This window comes from Arthrobacter sp. TJ-236 (assembly GCF_058269235.1).
In genome coordinates this window covers 420416-438251 of the sequence record NZ_JBZCNI010000002.1, presented here as the reverse complement: position 1 = coordinate 438251, position 17836 = coordinate 420416, and the positions used below count along the sequence as shown (strand labels likewise).

Below are 17836 nucleotides of genomic sequence, written 5' to 3'. Positions count from 1 at the left end.
ACCTCCGCTGTTGAAGACGAACACCGTGCGCAGCGCACTGTTCGGAGTCCGGCCGGACGTGGAACAGCAGGGGCCAACCGCGATCGGGGCCGGCAGAGCGAGCCACCCATGCGGCCCATTGCGTGGCGTGTTCCTGTTATTTTACGACGACGCCCGCCCCTTCCGCGCGGAAATCTCGGGACGTGGGCTGGCAGGTTCCCGTGAATGGGGCTCCCGGCCGGTCCCCCGCTCCCCCGTGAGTAGGCTGTAAGGGTGACTTTCCCCGTAGTAGGCGTCGTCGGCGGCGGCCAGCTCGCACGCATGATGGCCGGCCCCGCCGTCGAACTCGGTATCCGATTGCACGTCCTCGCGGAAGGGCCCGCGGTGTCCGCCGTCGCGGCCGTGGCGCACGCGGAGGTGGGTGACTACCGGGACGCCGGGACCCTCCGCGCCTTCGCCGATGGGGTGGACGTCCTGACGTTCGACCACGAGCACGTGCCCGGCGAGCTCCTCGCCGACCTGCAGCGCGCCGGCGTGGCCGTGCACCCGTCACCGGATGCGCTGATCCACGCACAGGACAAGCTCGTGATGCGGAGCGCCGTCGAACGCCTGGGGCTGCCGAATCCGCGCTGGGCGAAGGTCCGCTCGGCGTCCGACGTCCTCGACTTCGCCGTCACGACCGGGTGGCCCGTGGTGCTCAAGACACCCCGTGGCGGGTACGACGGCAAGGGCGTTCTCGTCCTCCGCGGCCCCGAGCAGCTCGACGACGCCGCTACCTGGTTCACGGGTGCGGACCTGCTCGTGGAGCAGTTCGTCCCCTTCAGCCGGGAGCTGTCCGTCCTCGTGGCCCGGAGACCTTCCGGCGACGCGGCTGCCTGGCCCGTGGTCGAGTCCATCCAGGTGGACAGTGTGTGCGACGAGGTGATCGCTCCGGCGCCCGACCTCCCACCCGGGATCGCCCGGGAGGTGACCGCAGCGGCCCTGCGACTCGCCGAGGAACTCGGAGTCACCGGGGTGATGGCGGTGGAACTGTTCGAGACACCGGGCAGCGGCGCCGGGTACCTCGTGAACGAGCTCGCCATGCGTCCCCACAACTCGGGGCACTGGACCATGGACGGCGCCGTGACGGGCCAGTTCGAGCAGCACCTCCGCGCCGTGCTCGATCTCCCGCTCGGCGCCACCGACGCCCTCGCCCCGCACACCGTGATGAAGAACGTGCTGGGAGGAGCGAACCCGGACCTCTATGCGGCCTACCAATCAGCGATGTCCTCAGGTCCATCGGCTAAAGTTCACGTCTATGGCAAGGACGTCCGTCCGGGCCGCAAGATCGGCCACGTGAACGTGCTGGCAGGCCCGGGGGAACCGCTCGCCGACGTCCGCGCCCGTGCCACGACGGTTGCCGCCCTCCTCCGCGACGGTGACCACGCGCTCCCGGCAGCGCAGGATTGACCGACGACTTCAAGGGAGCACTGTGACCCACGCCCAGGTAGGCCTTGTGATGGGCTCCGACTCGGACTGGCCCGTCATGGAGGCCGCGGCGGCCGTCCTGGACGAGTTCTCCGTCCCCTTCGAGGTCGACGTCGTCTCCGCCCACCGGATGCCTGCCGCGATGCTCGAGTACGGCACGACCGCGTCGGAGCGCGGTCTGCGCGTCATCATCGCGGGAGCGGGTGGTGCCGCGCACCTGCCCGGCATGCTCGCATCCGTGACCCCTCTTCCCGTGATCGGCGTCCCCGTGCCGCTGGCCCACCTCGACGGGATGGACTCCCTGCTCTCGATCGTGCAGATGCCGGCGGGCATCCCGGTGGCGACGGTCTCGATCGGCGGCGCACGCAACGCGGGCCTCCTTGCCGTGCGCATCCTCGCGTCGGGCACGGACGACGCCGCGGCCACCCTCCGCCTGCGCCTCGCCGAGTTCGCCGACGCGCTCCGCGTCACCGCGGAGGGCAAGGGCGCCGCACTGCGGCACCGTATCGCGGCGTCGACGGCGGACCGGTCGTGATCACCGGCACGAAGGTGCGCGGCGCCGGCCGCCCGGGACCCGACGGCTCGGGCCCGGCCGGCCTCACCGATCCCGTGCGCTTCCCGCAGTCGGCCTCGCCGGCCGTGCGGACGAAACGGGCCTTCGTGCTGATCGCCATGACACTTCTCCTCCCGGGCTCGGCGCAGGTGGTCGCCGGCGATCGCCGGCTGGGCCGACGCGCACTGCGGACCACCTTCGCGTGCTGGGGCCTCGTGGTGCTCGGCGTGGTACTCGCGCTGACCAACCGGACGCTCGTGGTGGGCGTGGTGACGCACCGCTGGTGGTCGTTGCTGCTGATCGTGGCGCTGCTCGGCCTCGCGGTCGCGTGGGCCCTGCTGTTCGTCAACACGCTCCGGCTGGTCCGGATGCCCCTTCTCGAACGGGGCGCGCGTCCTCTCGTGGCGGCATTCCTCGCGCTCCTCATGCTCCTGTCCAGTGGCTCGCTCGCCTACGGTGCCTACGTCCTCGGCGTGGGCCGGTCCACGGTGGGGTCCATCTTCCAGTCCGGCCCGGCCTTCGACCCCGCGGACGGCCGGTACAACTTCCTGCTGATGGGCGGCGACGCCGGCGAGGACCGCACGGGCCGCCGGCCGGACAGCATCTCGGTGATCAGCGTGGATGCCTCCACCGGCTCCACGGTCACCTTCAGCATCCCGCGGAACTTCCAGAACGCGCCGTTCGCGGACGGGTCGCCGCTGTGGGACGTCTACCCCGACGGCTACAACTGCGGTGACCCCTGCATCATCAACAGCCTGTACACGGACGTGGCACAGAACTACCCCGACCTCTACCCGGAGGCCTCGGACCCCGGCGCCGAGGCGATGATGGACGCGGCGAGCGGCGTGCTCGGCATCGAGGTGCAGGCGTACCTGCTCGTGGACATGAACGGCTTCGAGCAGCTCGTGGACGCCATGGGCGGTATCAGGATCGACGCCGGCGGCTGGGTTCCCATCACGGCCGCCGAAATCCCGGGCACCGACCCCATCCGTCACTACCCGCCCGACGGCTGGATCGCCCCCGGCGTCCAGACGCTCGACGGGTATCACGCCCTCTGGTACGCCAGGTCCCGCGAGTTCGTGACCGACTACGAGCGCATCGCGCGGCAGCAGTGCGTGCAGCAGGCCATGATCGCGCAGCTCGACCCGGCCACCGTGCTCACCCGCTTCCAGTCCATCGCCGCCGCGGGGACGCAGATCGTGGAGACGGACATCCCGCAGGACCAGCTGGCAAGCTTCGTGGACCTCGCGCTCAAGGCGCAGGGGCAGGAGACGCGGCGGCTCACGATCGGCCCACCCGACTTCGGGACGCCGGCCGAGAACTTCGTGACCTACCCCGACATCGATCTGATCCACACCCGTGTGCAGGACATGTTCGCCGAACCTGCGGCGGCCGCTCCCCTGCAGGTCGAGCGGGCCGGCGTGACCACGCCCTCGGCCGTCCGGTCCACCGTGCAGCCCCCGGCGCAGGTCACCGGCGACGGCATCACCGAGGAATACCTGCAGGAGCTCGCGACGATCGGCGACGACGCGACACTCGGCGACCTGCTCGCGAACAACGGACAGTGCTCACCGGGCTGAGCCGACCCGCGTCAGGCCGGCTCCGCCATCCGTACACCGCACCGCACGTACATCGCACTACCCGACCGCGACCGCGAAGGACCCCACGATGTACCTCCTCGAGAACACCCTGCGGCCCTACGCGTGGGGCTCCGAGCGTGCCATCGCCGATCTGCTCGGCCGTGAACCCTCGGGCGGGCCGGAGGCCGAACTCTGGGTGGGTGCCCACCCCGACTCGCCGTCCGTCGTCGTGCACACCGACGGGACACGTAGGCGCCTCGACGAGGTGATCGGCGAGGACCCCGAGGGGCTCCTCGGAGCGGAAGTCGCCCACCGTTACCACGGACGCCTGCCCTACCTCCTGAAGGTGCTCGCCGCCGACGCGGCGCTCTCACTGCAGGTGCACCCCAGCCTCGAGCAGGCGGGGGCGGGGTACGACGCCGAGGAGGCCGCCGGCGTGCCGCAGGACGCCCCGCACCGCAACTACCGCGACCGCAACCACAAGCCCGAGATGATCTACGCGCTGACCCCGTTCGACGCGCTCTGTGGTTTCAGACCGCCTGCCGAGACGGCCACCGTGTTCGCGGAGCTCACCGACGCCGTCGCCCCGGGCACCGCCGCGCACACCCTGGTGGACGGCATCGCCGCGCGCCTCACGGTCGGCGGGGAGGACGCACTCCGCGCGGCGTTCGAGGAACTCCTCGCGGCGCCACGGGAAGCGGTCGAGGAGGTCGCCGCCGCCGTCCGGCGCCGCCCGGAGCCCGTCGGGGCAGGATCGCCGTCCGCGCACGGCGTGCAGCGCGACCTCGCGACGATCACCGAACTGCACGACCAGTACCCGGGCGATCCCGGAGTGCTGATCGCACTACTCCTCAACAGGGTGTCGCTGCGTCCCGGCGAGGCCCTCCACCTGCCCGCCGGGAACATCCACGCCTACCTGCGCGGCCTCGGCATCGAGGTCATGGCGTCCTCCGACAACGTGCTGCGTGGCGGCCTGACCCCCAAGCACGTGGACACGTCCGAGCTGCTCGGCACCGTGGTCTTCGAGCCCGTGACGCCGCCGTCCCTCGCCCCGGAGTACACGCTCCTCGACCAGGAGCTGTACCGGCCGCCGTTCGACGAGTTCCAGCTGCAGCGGATCGTTCTCCAGGACCCTGCCGCGGGCCGGGACCGTGCCGCCGCGGAGCAGGGCCGCGGGGCCGGCGACGCGCACGAACCGCTACCTCCCGGGGAGAGCGTCACCCCGGCCCATGTGGCCGTGGTGCAGAACGGCCCGGTCGTCGTCCTCGCAGTCAGTGGCGCGATCCTCCTGGACACCCCCAACGCCACCCTCACGGTTCCCCGTGGGGGCAGCGCGTTCGTGGGGGCCGGGGAGGCACCACTCGTGGTCAGGCCCGCTGCGGACACCCACGGCGCCACGGACGGACCGGTGCTGGCCTTCGCGGTCACGGTCGGCGGCGCACCCTCGCTCTAGGGCACCCGCAGGCTCCCCGACTGCGCTCCCCTGCCTCCCCGGACCGGAGCGTCAGGCCCGCCCTCCACGCACGCGGGCAACAGCCTTGCCTGCTTGGCTGCGTCCCACCTGCAGCGTGCGCTTGGCGAGCGGCAGGGCGCGGCTGAACAGGGGGTAGAACCGTGAGAGCGGCAGGTCCCAGGTACCCGCGAGCTGGTCCTCGTGCGTGGCCCAGCCCATCTTGAACTTCGAGACGCCGTCGTTGAGCAGCCCGTTGAAGTCGTACCGCGAGACCCCCCGGGCCTTCATCTCCTGAATGGCGAACCACTTGAGCGCGTAATTGGCCCGGAGGCGCTCGCCCGCTGCCGTCATGCCGCCGTACAGCTCGAAGGAGGTGGTCCCGGTGGTCGACAACCAGAGGAACGCGACGACGTCGTCCCCCTCGAACGCCGCGTATACGGGCGAGGCGTCGCCGAGGAGGTCGAAGATATCGCGGTAGTAGGAGGCCTCGTGGATCCCGAACTCAGCCCGCTCGGCCGTCTGCCGATAGACGTCCAGGCACGTGTCGAGCTCGCTCCGCAGCACGCGGCGGATGACGAGCCCCTCCCGCCCCGACTTCCGGATGTACTGCCGGTGCTTCTTGGTCATGTCGGCCAGGAGCTCGTCCTCGGAACGCCGCAGGTCCAGGATGAGGGTGCGGCCGATCAGGATGGTGTTGGCGCTCTGCCTCCAGCCGGCAGCGGGCAGGGCCCGCACCGCCTCGCTGTCCGCGTCCCAGTCGGGCTCGATGGACAGCGCCACGGACCGGTGGGCCGCGCGCACGTACCCGGCCACGGCCTGCAGGACCTCGACCTCACGCCCCGCAAGCGTCTGCGGCCCGCGCGGCACGTAGGCGAGGCTGCGCAGCGGAGCAGGCAGGGCCTTCAGCACCAGCTGCGCAGCGCCGACCACCACGCCGTCCTCCTCGACGAGCACGCGATCGGCGCTCCAGCCGTGCTTGGCCTTCGCCTGCCCCCACCCCCACAACTGCTGCGGGTGGCCCCCCAAGCCTTCGACGGTGGCGTCCCACAGGGCGGAATCGGAGCAGGGCGACACGGAAAGACTCATCCGACCAGCCTATAGCCGCCCCGGGCGGTGCCCGTCGGTCACTCCTGCACGCGGGCGTACGTCTGCCACTTGTGCGCCTGGTGCTCGCCGTCCACAACGCGGATGGTGCCGGACTTCGAGCGCATCACCATGGACTGCGTGAGCACCTTGTCCTTGCTGTACCGGACGCCGCGCAGCAGGTCGCCGTCGGTGATGCCGGTGGCCGCGAAGTAGCAGTTGTCGCTCGTGACGAGGTCGTTGGTGGAGAGCACGCGATCGAGGTCGTGGCCGGCGTCGAGCGCCTTCTGCTTCTCGTCGTCGCTCGTGGGCCACAGACGGCCCTGGATGACGCCGCCGAGGGACTTGATGGCGCAGGCCGCCACGATCCCCTCGGGCGTTCCTCCGATGCCCATGAGGGCGTCGACGTCGGTGCCCTCCCGGGCGGCGGCGATGGCACCGGCCACGTCGCCGTCCATGATGAACTTCGTGCGCGCACCGGCTGCGCGGATCTCCTCGATGAGCGGCTTGTGGCGGTCGCGGTCGAGGATCATCACGTTGAGCTGGCTGACCTTCTTGCCGTTGGCCTTGGCGATGAGGTGCAGGTTCTGCTTGACCGGCAGGCGCAGGTCCACCATGTCCGCGGCCTCGGGACCGGTGACGAGCTTCTCCATGTAGAACACGGCGGAGGGATCGAACATGGAGCCGCGCTCGGCGACCGCGAGCACCGCGAGCGCGTTGTTGATGCCGAGTGCGGTGAGGCGCGTGCCGTCGATCGGGTCGACGGCGACGTCGCACTCCGGGCCGCTGCCGTCACCGACGCGCTCACCGTTGAACAGCATGGGCGCCTCGTCCTTCTCGCCCTCGCCGATGACCACCACACCGTTGAAGTGGACGGTCTGAAGGAGCGAGCGCATGGCGTCCACTGCTGCGCCGTCGGCGAGGTTCTTGTCCCCGAAGCCCACCCAGTGGCCACCCGCGATCGCCGCGGCCTCCGTGACGCGGACGAGCTCCAGCGCGAGGTTCCGGTCCGGCTCGTCGTCCCCGACGGCGAGGGCCGGTGAGAGCGTCGAGTACTGGGCATTCATGGCGTTCTTGGGCACGTCTATCCTCATCGTCGAAGGTCATCGGGCAGTGCACGGGCGCCTGGCAGTCCGTGATGTCATCATAGGCGCGACCTCCGCGCGTGCGCCCTGTGACCTTCGTCCTCCACACCGGCCGCGGTCGTGCCGCGTCGCTCCGCGTCCCTTCGCCCGGCCGATGCCCGGCCGACGTCGGGTGACCTCCGCAGCCGGTTAGGCGCAGAGGCCCGCGTCGGCGAAAATGGAGGGGTGACTGATCAAGGCGAGGACCGCCGGGCGGCCGATGCGGCGCGCCTCGAGGCCGAACTGAACGACGACGCACCGCCCATCACGCTGACGCCGAACCAGGCGAAGCGTGCCAGCTCCACGGCACGTGGCATGCTGCTCGCCACCGGCGCCACCATCGCCGTCGTGCTGCCCGTCTACTTCCTGAACCCCACGTACACCGCGGAGACGTACCAGCGCTCCATCGACGTCGAGACCATCGCGCGCCAGGCGGCCGGCGACGCCGGGTACCTCCCCGCCGCCCCCGCCCTCCCCGAGGGCTGGTCCTCCAACTACGCCCGCTGGGTCACGGGCCGCAGCGACGGCGTCGACTTCTGGGAGGTCGGGTACCTGACCTCGGACACCGGGTTCATCCAGTTGACCCAGACCGACGACGCCAACCCCACCTGGACGGCGCAGCGGATCGGCGACGCGCAGGTCTCGGGGACCCGCACCATCGGCGGGCTCGACTGGGAGCTGCTCGATGCGCCCAACGGCGACACCGTGCTGACCGCCGAGGTGGACGGCAATACCGTGATCCTCAACGGCGAGGCCTCGCTCACGGAGTTCGACACCATGGGCGAGACCGTCATCGAGGACGTGCGGCAGAACGCCGTCGAGGAGGCCGAGCGCCTGTCATCCGCCGACACGGACGGCTCATGAGGACCGGCCGTGCGGCCAGGGACGCTACAGTGACCGCGTGACCCAACGCCTGACCCCCGCCGCCGCGTGGCAGCGCCTGCAGGACGGCAATGCGCGGTTCGTCGCCTCGGACGCCTCGCACCCCAACCAGGACGCCTCGCGCCGTGCCTCACTCGTGAGCAACCAGAACCCGTTCGCGGTGGTCTTCGGCTGCTCCGACTCGCGTCTCGCCGCCGAGATCATCTTCGACCTCGGCCTCGGTGACGTCTTCGTGGTCCGGACGGCAGGGCAGGTCATCGACGACGCCGTGCTCGGCTCGCTCGAGTACAGCGTCGGCGTGCTCGGTGTACCCCTGATCGTCGTGCTGGGTCATGACAGCTGCGGTGCGGTCACCGCCACCATGAACGCCGTCGAGACCGGTGAGATGCCCGCGGGCTTCATCCGCGACCTCGTGGAGCGCATCACGCCGTCCGTCCTCACGGCCCGGCGCGCAGGCGTCACCGACGTCAATGCCACCGTGGTGGAGCACACGAGGCAGACGGCGCAGCGCCTCTCCGACAGTTCGCGGGTGATCTCCGAGGCCGTGCGGTCAGGATCGGTCGCGGTGATCGGTGTCTCCTACAGCCTCGACGAGGGCAAGGCCGTGCTCGTCTCGGGCGCCGACGCCGTCTGACACGTCCGTCCGGCACTGGCCCCGTGCGAGAGGGCACTTCCGATTTGGCGCGGTGTCGCGCGGAAGGCGAGAATTGGCGGCATGACTCCATCGCCTGCAGCCAGCCCTGATCCGACGACGACGGGCGCTGCGCCCGGCGGTGAGGATGCGGGTGCCGGCGAGTACCGCATCGAGCACGACACCATGGGTGAGGTGAGGGTGCCGATCAACGCGCTCTACCGCGCCCAGACCCAGCGCGCCGTCGAGAACTTCCCCATCTCGGGGACGCGCCTGGAGCGCGCGCACATCGAGGCCCTCGCACGCATCAAGAAGGCCGCGGCCACCGCCAACGCCGAGCTCGGCGTACTGGACGAGGAACGTGCACGTGCCATCGAGGCTGCCGCCGAGGACGTCGCCTCCGGCCGGTACGACGACGACTTCCCGGTGGACATCTACCAGACCGGCTCCGGCACCTCCTCCAACATGAACGCCAACGAGGTCATCGCGACCCTCGCCAGCCGCGCGCTCGAAGCGGCGGGCAGCACGACGACGGTCCACCCGAACGACCACGTCAACGCCTCGCAGTCCTCGAACGACGTCTTCCCAACCTCCGTCCACGTGGCGGCGACCTCCGCGCTCGTCAAGGACCTCGTCCCCGCTTTGACCCACCTCGCCGAGGCACTCGAGCGGAAGGCCGCGGAGTTCAGCAGCGTCGTGAAGTCGGGCCGTACCCATCTCATGGACGCCACACCGGTGACCCTCGGCCAGGAGTTCGGCGGCTACGCCGCGCAGGTCCGCTACGGGATCGAGCGCATCCACGCCTCGCTCGCACGCGTGGCCGAGGTGCCCCTCGGCGGCACGGCCGTGGGCACCGGCATCAACACGCCCGCCGGTTTCTCCGCCCGTGTGATCGAGCTGCTGGCCACGGACACCGGCCTGCCCCTCACCGAGGCGCGCGACCACTTCGAGGCGCAGGCCAACCGCGACTCCCTGGTCGAGATCTCCGGCATGTTGCGAACCATCGCCGTCTCGCTCACCAAGATCCACAACGACCTCCGGTGGCTGGGCTCCGGCCCCAACACCGGTCTCGGCGAGATTGCCCTGCCCGACCTCCAGCCCGGCTCCTCGATCATGCCCGGCAAGGTCAACCCCGTCATCGCGGAGGCCGTCATCATGGTCTGCGCGCAGGTGGTCGGCAACGACGCGACGGTGGCATGGTCCGGTACCAACGGTGCGTTCGAGCTGAACGTCGGCATCCCGGTGATCGCCCGCAACGTCCTCGAGTCGATCCGCCTCCTGAGCACCTCGACACGGGTCTCCGCGGACCGGATGATCGACGGCATCACGGCGAACGTGGAGCGCGCGCGCTTCCTCGCCGAGGCCTCCCCCTCGATCGTGACGCCCCTGAACAAGTACATCGGCTACGAGAACGCGGCGAAGATCGCGAAGAAGGCCGTCGCCGAGGGGCTCACCGTGCGCGAGGCCGTGATCGCCCTCGGGTTCGTGGAGCGCGGCGAACTCACCGAGGAGCAGCTCGACTCCGCCCTCGACGTCCTGTCGATGACAAGGCCCCCGCAGGGCTGAGCAGGGTCGTCGGAGGGGGTGCACCGCGATCGCGGTGCACCCCTTTCTGTTGTACCGAACAACAATTTGCACTCTAGACCTCAGAGTGTAAATATGTACTCCGTGACTTCGAGTGCAACGAACCAGGACATGGGACTACGTGAACGCAAGCGTCTTCGCACGCGCGCGTCCGTCGTCTCCGAGGCCAGGAGGCTCACGCTCGAGGGCGGCCTGAGCGGCTTCACCGTGGACCACCTGTGCGAGCAGGTGGGCATCTCACGCCGGACGTTCTTCAACTACTTCCCCACCAAGGAGGACGCCGTCCTCGGCCACTCCGACGACACCGGGGCCGAGGAACTCCTCAATGCCTTCGTCGAGTCCGGCAGGGCCGAGCAGCCCGTCCCGCTGCTGGAGGTCCTCACAGCCCTCATCGCCGACTTCGGCGATCGGATGGCGATCTCCCGCGAGGAGTACCTGACCCTGTCCGCCGTCCTGCAGCGCGAACCGCAGCTGCTCGCGAAGCTCTTCGCCCGAGCCGAGGCGAGATCCCAGCTCCTGATCGACGCCATCGTCGATCGCGAGGCGCTGCCCGCGGACCACCCCGTGCCCCGAGTCGCCACCTTCGTGTTCGGCGGACTCGCGCGCAGGTCCTTCGACGAGTTCTTCGCCGAGGGCAACACCCTCACCTACGCCGAGGTGTTCCGACGGAACATCGAGGCGCTGCGCTACCTCTTCCCCACCTCCCAGAACGAGAACCAGGACCCAGCATGAGTTCCACGACGGCGCCGGACGGCCCCCTCCTCCTGACCCAGCGACGCATCTGGATCATCTTCTCTGCCCTGATCGCCGGGATGCTGCTCTCGAGCCTCGACCAGACGATCGTGTCCACGGCCATGCCGACCATCGTGGGTCAGCTCGGCGGCGTGGAGCACCAGGTGTGGATCACGACGGCGTACCTCCTCGCGACCACCATCGTCATGCCGATCTACGGCAAGTTCGGCGACGTCCTCGGCCGGCGGAACCTGTTCCTGTTCGCCATCGCGCTCTTCACCGTCGCGTCGATCGCCTGCGCCTTCGCCACCGACTTCTGGGCCTTCGTGATCTTCCGCGCCATCCAGGGTCTGGGTGGCGGCGGGCTGATGATCCTCTCGCAGGCCATCATCGCGGACATCGTGCCGGCCAACGAGCGCGGCAAGTACATGGGCCCCCTCGGCGGCATCTTCGGCCTCAGTGCCGTGGCGGGCCCGCTGCTCGGCGGCTACTTCGTGGACCACCTCACCTGGAACTGGGCGTTCTACATCAACATCCCCGTGGGCATCGCGGCCTTCGCGATCGCCTGGTTCACGCTGCGGCTGCCCTCGAAGAAGGCCACGAAGCGCATCGACATCGCCGGTGTGGTCCTGCTCTCCCTCGCCACGACCTGCCTCATCTTCTTCACCGATTTCGGCGGTGATGCCGCCGAGGGCTGGACGTCCCCGCTCACCTGGGCCTTCGGCGCAGGCATGGTCCTCGCGGTCGTGGCCTTCGTCATGGTGGAGCGCCGCGCGGAGGATCCCATCATCCCGCTGGAGCTCTTCCGGAACCGCACCTTCGTGACCAGCACGGGCATCGGCCTCACGCTCGGCCTCGGCATGTTCGCCGCCCTCGCCTTCATGCCCACCTTCCTGCAGATGGCCTCCGGCACGTCGGCAGCCGTCTCGGGCCTGCTCCTCGTCCCGATGATCGTGGGGCTCATGGGCACGTCGATCTACTCCGGCATCGCCATCTCGCGGTCCGGCAGGTACCGCAGGTACCCCATCGTCGGCGTCTCCCTGACGATCGCCACGCTGCTCTGGATGTCCACGCTGACCGCGAGCACACCCATCTGGGTCATCTGCACCATGCTGTTCTTCTTCGGCGCCGGTCTCGGCCTCATCATGCAGGTGATCGTCCTCGTGGTGCAGAACTCGGTCGCGCCGACCATGGTGGGCGTCGCGACCAGCACCAACAACTACTTCCGCGAGGTGGGCGCCTCCCTCGGCGTCGCCGTGTTCGGGGCCATTTTCACGAGCCGCCTCTCGGAGCGCCTCAACGGGACGTTCTCCACCTTCGGCGCGAGCCCGGAGGCTGCCGGCGAGGCGACGTCGACCCTCGACCCTGCCGCGCTGAACGCCCTGCCGGACCAGGTGCGGGATGCCGTGGTGAGCGACTACGCGGAGTCACTGGCCCCCGTGTTCCTCTACCTCGTCCCGTTCCTGGTGATCGCCCTCGTGCTGGCGCTGCTGCTGCGCGAGATCCCCCTGTCCGAGACCTCCGGCATGGTGGCCCGGGGCGAGGCCATCGGTGGCGAGGAGGCCCTCCGTCTCGAGCGCGAGCGCATGGCGGGCACGACGACGTCCGCCTCCGAAACCTCGAAGGTGCCCGCAGCAGCGGAGGCCTCGCGCGGTGGGTCCGCGGACAGCGGCGGCTCCGGCACCTGAGGACGGCCGCGTCGTCAGGAGACGAAGCGGGTCCTGCCGTCGAACTCCCGGGCGCCGCGCACGAGCGCCAGGTGTCGGGGGTTGAGCTCCGGCAGGTCGTCGAGGGTGAACCAGCGCACGTCGAGTGATTCGTCGTCGTTGACGCGCGCCGTCCCGCTGATCGCGCGGCACCGGAAGTCGAGATTCAGGAACGTGCACACGTCCCCGTTCGGGAACGTGATCGGGCCGACGACGCCGGTGTCCAGCAGATGCTCCACCTCGACGACGACACCGGTCTCCTCCTCGACCTCCCGGCGCAGGGCGACGGCGGGTTCCTCTCCTGGCTCCACCATCCCGGTGATGATGGTCCAGGCACCGTTGTCGGCACGCTGACCGAGGAGCACCCGGCCGTCGTCGTCGAACACCACACCGCCGACACCGGGAAGCCAGAGCGGGTCATGGCCGATCTTCCGGCGGAGCGCGAGGACGAAGTCGGGCGTGGGCATGCGGATCAGCGTAGTACGGCGAGCGCGAGCGCTGTGCCCAGGAGGAGGAACGGCCCGAACGCGATGCGCGAGGTGAGCGAGGCGCGCCGCGCCAGGACGAGGGCCAGGCTCCACAGCCCGCCCAGCACCACCGCGAGGAACGGTCCCCACCAGACGGCGGGCCACCCGACGAAGCCCAGGTAGAGGCCGAGGACCCCCGCGAGCTTGACGTCCCCGCGACCGAGCCCGCGCCGGTTCACCAGATGCAGGGCGGCGAAACCCGCGAGGAGCGCCGCTGCCCCGCCGAGCATGATTGCGAGGCGTTCCCACTCCCCCGCGGCGCCGGCTGCTGCTCCGAGGAGCAGGGCGGCCGCCGGATAGGAGGGCAGCACGATCCGGTCCGGCAGTCGGTGCGTACGGGCATCGATGACGGCCAAGCGCGCCCCGACGAGCAGGAACCCGGTGAGCGCGAGGACCAGCAGCGCCGCCGCCGCGGGTGCGTCCTGCAGGTAGCGGGCGAGGACGGCGGTCACGAGTTCACGCTAGCCCAGGTCGTCCGGCAGCACTCACCGCCGTCATGGTCCTGTGGACGATGACGACGACGCCGCGAGGACGGCGGCGCCCGGCGCGCACCCGGTCGGCCGACGCGGGTGCGCTCCCGCCGGTCAGATCTCCGCACCCTCCAGCAGATCGGTGACGAGAGCCGCGATCGGCGAGCGCTCCGACCTCGTCAGGGTCACGTGACCGAAGAGCGGGTGCCCCTTGAGGGTCTCGACGACGGCGGCCACGCCGTCGTGCCGCCCCACCCGCAGGTTGTCGCGCTGCGCGACGTCGTGCGTGAGGACGATCCTCGAGTTCTGCCCGATGCGGCTCATCACTGTCAGCAGCACGTTCTTCTCCAGCGACTGCGCCTCGTCGACGATCACGAAGGAATCATGGAGGCTGCGGCCGCGGATGTGGGTCAGAGGGAGCACCTCGAGCATGCCGCGATCCATGACCTCCTCCACGACCTCCTGGGAGACGAGGGCGCCGAGCGTGTCGAAGACGGCCTGCGCCCACGGGTTCATCTTCTCGCTCTCGCTGCCGGGCAGGTATCCGAGCTCCTGGCCGCCGACGGCGTAGAGCGGCCGGAAGACCACCACCTTGCGGTGTTCCCGGCGCTCGAGCACGGCCTCGAGGCCCGCGCACAGGGCCAGCGCGGACTTGCCCGTGCCGGCACGGCCACCGAGGGACACGATGCCGACCTCAGGGTCCATGAGGAGATCGATCGCCAGCCGCTGCTCCGCGGACCTGCCGTGCAGCCCGAACACGTCGCGGTCGCCGCGCACCAACCGGATCTGCTTGTCCGCGCCGACGCGCCCCAGGGCCGAACCGCGTGGCGAGAGCATGATGACGCCGGTGTTCACGGGCTGCTCGGCGCCCGCCGGGGTGAAGACGGCCTCGTGGTCGTAGAGGGCGTCGACCTCCTCCACGGTGGCGTCGATCTCGGCCACGCCGGTCCAGCCCGAATCCTTCACGAACTCGTTGCGGTACTCGTCGGCGCGGAGCCCCATCGCGGAGGCCTTGACGCGCATCGGGAGGTCCTTGGAGACCACCGTGACGTCGTGACCCTCGACGGCCAGGTTCTTGGCGACGGCGAGGATCCGGGAGTCGTTGTCCCCGCTCCTGAAGCCCACCGGCAGCACCTCGGCGGAGACGTGGTTGAGCTCCACCCGCAGCGTCCCGCCCTCGTCACCGAGGGGGACGTCACTGTCGAGGCCGTCGTTGGCCACGCGCAGGTCGTCGAGCAGCCGCAGCGCCTTCCGGGCGAAGTAGCCCAGCTCGGGATCGTGTCGCTTGCCCTCGAGCTCGGTGATGACGACCACCGGGAGGATCACCTCGTGTTCGGCGAACCTCAGGATCGCCCGCGGGTCCGACAACAGGACGGAGGTGTCGATGACGTAGCTGCGACGGCCCGAGGGTGCTGCGGACGGGTCATCGGCGCCGAGGGCGGCGGGACGGGCGGCCTGCTGGCGGGTGCTGCTGAGTGTTGCCACGTGGACTCCGCTCCGGGGTGAACCCACCCCGAATTCGTAGGGTTGGGGTGGGACGTTCCGGCCTGGAGGCCGGGCGCGGCCTCCCCGACTCGTACGAGATGCCTGTCAGCACCGTCGGCGTCATCAGCGGCCTTCCGTCGACGGCTCTGGACGGCCGTCGATGGCTCGACCCTACGCCGTCGTCCGCGGCGGCGCAGGGGTTTTCCGCGTGTCGGATGTTAAGGCCTGATGAACTCTCAGGAGCCGAAGCGCCGCTGCCGGCGCCCGAAGTCACGGAGCGCCCGGAGGAAGTCCACGCGGCGGAAATCGGGCCAGAGGGCCTCGCAGAAGTAGAACTCGCTGTAGGCGCTCTGCCACATGAGGAACCCGGAGAGCCGCTGCTCCCCCGACGTCCTGATCACGAGGTCGGGGTCCTGCTGCCCGCGGGTGTAGAGGAAGGACGAGATGTGCTGGTCCGTGAGCTCCTCGGCGAGGGTCTCGAGCGACATCCCCTTCGAGGCGGAATCGCGCATCAGCTCCTTCACGGCGTCGACGATCTCGCGGCGACCCCCGTAGCCGACCGCCACGTTCACGTGGAGGCCGTCGATCTTCTCGGTGTGCGCGGCGAGGTCCACGAGCTTCGTGCTGAGGTCGTCGGGCAGGAGGTCCAGGGCACCCACGGGTTGTACTCTCACGCGGTTGCTCTCGCCGAGGCGGTCGAGGGTGTCGGCGATGATGCCGAGCAGCTGGTCGATCTCCTCCTGGGGCCGCCCCATGTTGTCCGTCGAGAGCATGTAGAGCGTGACGACGTCCACCCCGAGTTCCTCGCACCAGCCCAGGAACTCGTGGATCTTGTCCGCTCCCGCCTGGTGTCCGTGGCTCGTCGGTGCTCCCGCGAGCCTGGCCCATCGCCGGTTGCCGTCCACCATCACGCCGATGTGGTGCGGGATGCGCTCGGGCGCGAGGTTTCGCTGCAGCCTGCGCTCGTAGAAGCTGTAGCCGACCTCTGGGAAGTTCCACGTCACGCCCGGCCGCCCTCCCTGCTCCGCCCCGCGAGAACCCGGGACTCCATGGTGCGGGACGTTCGTCCCGTCTGACTCCTCATACCGTACCGGCAGCACCTGTGATGAAGGGCTGAAGAGACGGTCCGCTCCACTGTGACCAGCGGAGCCCGGAAGCAGTTCCCGTGCTCCTGGTGGATTAGAATTCCGGGCATGAGCTCGCGCCGCCCAGCCGCCGTCCCGGGTCCGACCGACGGCGACGGGACGGGTCGGAGCGATCTGGGCGGGCCCGTGGACGCGGTTGCCGGTCCGCTCGCCGAAGCGCTCGCCACCAAACCGCTCTGGCGCGGGTGGATCCACGCCGTCGCCGCACCGCTGGCCGTCGCGGCCGGGATCGTCCTCGTCGCCCTCGCACCCACGCCGGGCCTGAAGGTGGCATCGGCGATCTACGCGCTGACGGGGGTGCTGCTGTTCGGCGTGAGCGCCGTCTATCACCGCGGTACGTGGAGCGAGGGCGTCCGGGTGGTGCTGAAGCGCCTCGACCACACGAACATCATGCTCGTCATCGCGGGCTCCTACACCCCGCTCGCGTGGGCCCTGCTCGACCGCGACAAGGCGGAGACCCTGCTCTGGATCATCTGGGGCGGCGCGGTGGCGGGAGTCCTCTTCCGCAACCTGTGGGTCGAGGCGCCGCGGTGGCTCTACGTCCCCATCTACGTGGCGCTCGGCCTCGGGTCCGTGTTCTACATGCCGGACTTCTTCGCCGCGAACGTCCCCGCAGCCGTCCTCATCTGCGTGGGCGGCGTCCTCTACATCACCGGCGCCGTCTTCTACGGCATCAAGCGGCCCAACTTCTCCCTGCGCGTGTTCGGCTTCCACGAGCTCTTCCACGCCTTCACCGTCGCGGCGTTCGCCGCTCACTTCATCGCGATCATGATCGCCGTGCTGCACCCCGCCGGCACCTGAGGCACCCCGACCTCCGCAACCGGTCCGGATGAGATCCGGTCGGCAGGCATCCGGTCGGCACTCATCCGGTCCCCAGTTGTCCGGTCAGCGGTGGTCCGGTCAGCGGTGGTCAGGTCAGCGGTTGTCCGGTCAGTGGTTGTCCGGTCCGTGGGAGCCGCCGGGGCGCGGAACGTCCAGCCGATCGCCGTTCGTCTGCGGGCCGGCGTCCGCGCCTGCGTCGGTCCGGAGGACGGTGCGATCCTCCGCGGGGCTGTCCGAGGACACCGGCACCTCGCCGGTACCGCCCCGGTTCCGCAGGTCCCTCGCCTGCTCCACCTCCGCCGCGTAACGCACGCGACGTACACGCTTCACCATGTCGCGGATCAGGAAGATCACCATCACAACGATGAAGAGGGTCGCGAGGAACCCCAGGGTGCCGGGAGTCACGGACGCCGGGTCGAGGCCCGGCTTCAGCGTCGGATCACCGGACGGCGTCACCGCCGCGGCGAGACTGAGGGAAGCGAACACGCGCACCACTTTCTACCGTTGTTTTCCAGGAACCGTCGGTCCGACCATTCAGACTGCTCAGCCCGTGTGGATCAAGAGGAACGCCGCCCGCACGGGGCGGCACTCCGTCGTAATTCTACGCGGCATA

At 70.0% G+C, this 17836-nt stretch carries 17 protein-coding genes; 10 read left to right on the top strand and 7 right to left on the bottom strand.

What is annotated here, in order from left to right; all coding sequences use genetic code 11:
- Positions 1–252: 252 nt before the first annotated feature.
- From AC4D16_RS10800 to manA, 4 genes are all read left to right on the top strand, one after another.
- Entirely contained in the window at positions 253–1428 is a 1176-nt protein-coding gene (locus tag AC4D16_RS10800; RefSeq protein WP_490954989.1) for a 5-(carboxyamino)imidazole ribonucleotide synthase, read from the top strand.
- A 49-nt stretch (positions 1429–1477) separates the two neighbouring features.
- A complete protein-coding gene (gene purE / locus AC4D16_RS10795) occupies positions 1478–1981 on the top strand; it encodes a 5-(carboxyamino)imidazole ribonucleotide mutase (RefSeq protein WP_490954988.1) in 504 nt (167 codons plus the stop codon).
- Complete coding sequence (locus AC4D16_RS10790) at positions 1981–3579, top strand: LCP family protein (RefSeq protein WP_490955189.1); 1599 nt, start codon at positions 1981–1983, stop codon at positions 3577–3579. Before purE ends, AC4D16_RS10790 begins: the two co-directional genes overlap by 1 nt.
- An 88-nt stretch (positions 3580–3667) precedes the next feature.
- Entirely contained in the window at positions 3668–5032 is a 1365-nt protein-coding gene (gene manA, locus AC4D16_RS10785) for a mannose-6-phosphate isomerase, class I (protein WP_490954987.1), read from the top strand.
- A 51-nt stretch (positions 5033–5083) separates the two neighbouring features.
- Here manA and AC4D16_RS10780 read toward each other — a convergent pair whose 3' ends face one another.
- A complete protein-coding gene (locus tag AC4D16_RS10780) occupies positions 5084–6118 on the bottom strand; it encodes a lipid II:glycine glycyltransferase FemX (protein WP_490954986.1) in 1035 nt (344 codons plus the stop codon).
- A 38-nt stretch (positions 6119–6156) separates the two neighbouring features.
- Positions 6157–7182 carry a class II fructose-bisphosphatase gene (glpX, locus tag AC4D16_RS10775; RefSeq protein ID WP_490950646.1) on the bottom strand — a complete coding sequence of 342 codons (1026 nt, stop codon included), beginning with the start codon at positions 7180–7182 and terminating at the stop codon, positions 6157–6159.
- Between the two features lie 243 nt (positions 7183–7425).
- Here glpX and AC4D16_RS10770 point away from each other — a divergent pair, with 243 nt between their 5' ends.
- The 5 genes from AC4D16_RS10770 (at position 7426) to AC4D16_RS10750 (ending at position 12756) form a co-directional block, all read left to right on the top strand.
- Positions 7426–8103, top strand: coding sequence for a DUF4245 domain-containing protein (locus tag AC4D16_RS10770; RefSeq protein WP_490950238.1), 678 nt, complete (start codon positions 7426–7428; stop codon positions 8101–8103).
- A 37-nt stretch (positions 8104–8140) separates the two neighbouring features.
- A complete protein-coding gene (locus tag AC4D16_RS10765) occupies positions 8141–8755 on the top strand; it encodes a carbonic anhydrase (protein WP_490954985.1) in 615 nt (204 codons plus the stop codon).
- Positions 8756–8836: 81 nt separating this feature from the next.
- On the top strand, positions 8837–10318 hold the full coding sequence (locus AC4D16_RS10760) for a class II fumarate hydratase (protein WP_490954984.1): 1482 nt from the start codon (positions 8837–8839) through the stop codon (positions 10316–10318).
- Between the two features lie 129 nt (positions 10319–10447).
- Positions 10448–11068 (top strand): TetR/AcrR family transcriptional regulator, encoded by a 621-nt coding sequence (locus AC4D16_RS10755; protein ID WP_490954983.1) that lies wholly within the window; start codon positions 10448–10450, stop codon positions 11066–11068.
- The gene (locus AC4D16_RS10750) at positions 11065–12756 is read left to right on the top strand and encodes an MDR family MFS transporter (RefSeq protein WP_490954982.1); all 1692 of its coding nucleotides are present in this window, start codon (positions 11065–11067) and stop codon (positions 12754–12756) included. The genes AC4D16_RS10755 and AC4D16_RS10750 overlap by 4 nt, the downstream gene beginning before the upstream one ends.
- Before the next feature lie 14 nt (positions 12757–12770).
- Here AC4D16_RS10750 and AC4D16_RS10745 read toward each other — a convergent pair whose 3' ends face one another.
- The 4 genes from AC4D16_RS10745 to AC4D16_RS10730 all read right to left on the bottom strand — a co-directional run bounded on the left by AC4D16_RS10745 (position 12771) and on the right by AC4D16_RS10730 (position 16260).
- Entirely contained in the window at positions 12771–13241 is a 471-nt protein-coding gene (locus AC4D16_RS10745) for an NUDIX hydrolase (protein ID WP_490954981.1), read from the bottom strand.
- A gap of 5 nt (positions 13242–13246) precedes the next feature.
- Positions 13247–13753, bottom strand: a complete 507-nt coding sequence (locus tag AC4D16_RS10740) for a prepilin peptidase (RefSeq protein WP_490950244.1) — start codon at positions 13751–13753, stop codon at positions 13247–13249.
- A gap of 132 nt (positions 13754–13885) precedes the next feature.
- A complete protein-coding gene (phoH2, locus tag AC4D16_RS10735) occupies positions 13886–15157 on the bottom strand; it encodes an RNA 5'-3' helicase PhoH2 (RefSeq protein WP_490955188.1) in 1272 nt (423 codons plus the stop codon).
- A gap of 335 nt (positions 15158–15492) precedes the next feature.
- The gene (locus AC4D16_RS10730; RefSeq protein WP_490950245.1) at positions 15493–16260 is read right to left on the bottom strand and encodes an isoprenyl transferase; all 768 of its coding nucleotides are present in this window, start codon (positions 16258–16260) and stop codon (positions 15493–15495) included.
- Between the two features lie 189 nt (positions 16261–16449).
- Here AC4D16_RS10730 and trhA point away from each other — a divergent pair, with 189 nt between their 5' ends.
- Positions 16450–17202 (top strand): PAQR family membrane homeostasis protein TrhA, encoded by a 753-nt coding sequence (gene trhA / locus AC4D16_RS10725; RefSeq protein ID WP_490950246.1) that lies wholly within the window; start codon positions 16450–16452, stop codon positions 17200–17202.
- A gap of 129 nt (positions 17203–17331) precedes the next feature.
- Here the strand turns inward: trhA and AC4D16_RS10720 are convergent, their stop codons facing one another.
- Complete coding sequence (locus tag AC4D16_RS10720; protein WP_490954980.1) at positions 17332–17709, bottom strand: hypothetical protein; 378 nt, start codon at positions 17707–17709, stop codon at positions 17332–17334.
- Positions 17710–17836: the final 127 nt, after the last annotated feature.

What these genes read in the sequence shown, in the direction of transcription:
- purE (WP_490954988.1), top strand. Translation starts at nt 1,478, where the DNA reads ATGGGCTCCGACTCGGACTGGCCCGTCATGGAGGCCGCGGCGGCCGTC.
- manA (WP_490954987.1), top strand. Translation starts at nt 3,668, where the DNA reads ATGTACCTCCTCGAGAACACCCTGCGGCCCTACGCGTGGGGCTCCGAG.
- AC4D16_RS10780 (WP_490954986.1), bottom strand. Translation starts at nt 6,118, where the DNA reads ATGAGTCTTTCCGTGTCGCCCTGCTCCGATTCCGCCCTGTGGGACGCC.
- glpX (WP_490950646.1), bottom strand. Translation starts at nt 7,182, where the DNA reads ATGAATGCCCAGTACTCGACGCTCTCACCGGCCCTCGCCGTCGGGGAC.
- AC4D16_RS10760 (WP_490954984.1), top strand. Translation starts at nt 8,837, where the DNA reads ATGACTCCATCGCCTGCAGCCAGCCCTGATCCGACGACGACGGGCGCT.
- AC4D16_RS10755 (WP_490954983.1), top strand. Translation starts at nt 10,448, where the DNA reads ATGGGACTACGTGAACGCAAGCGTCTTCGCACGCGCGCGTCCGTCGTC.
- AC4D16_RS10750 (WP_490954982.1), top strand. Translation starts at nt 11,065, where the DNA reads ATGAGTTCCACGACGGCGCCGGACGGCCCCCTCCTCCTGACCCAGCGA.
- AC4D16_RS10745 (WP_490954981.1), bottom strand. Translation starts at nt 13,241, where the DNA reads ATGCCCACGCCCGACTTCGTCCTCGCGCTCCGCCGGAAGATCGGCCAT.
- trhA (WP_490950246.1), top strand. Translation starts at nt 16,450, where the DNA reads ATGAGCTCGCGCCGCCCAGCCGCCGTCCCGGGTCCGACCGACGGCGAC.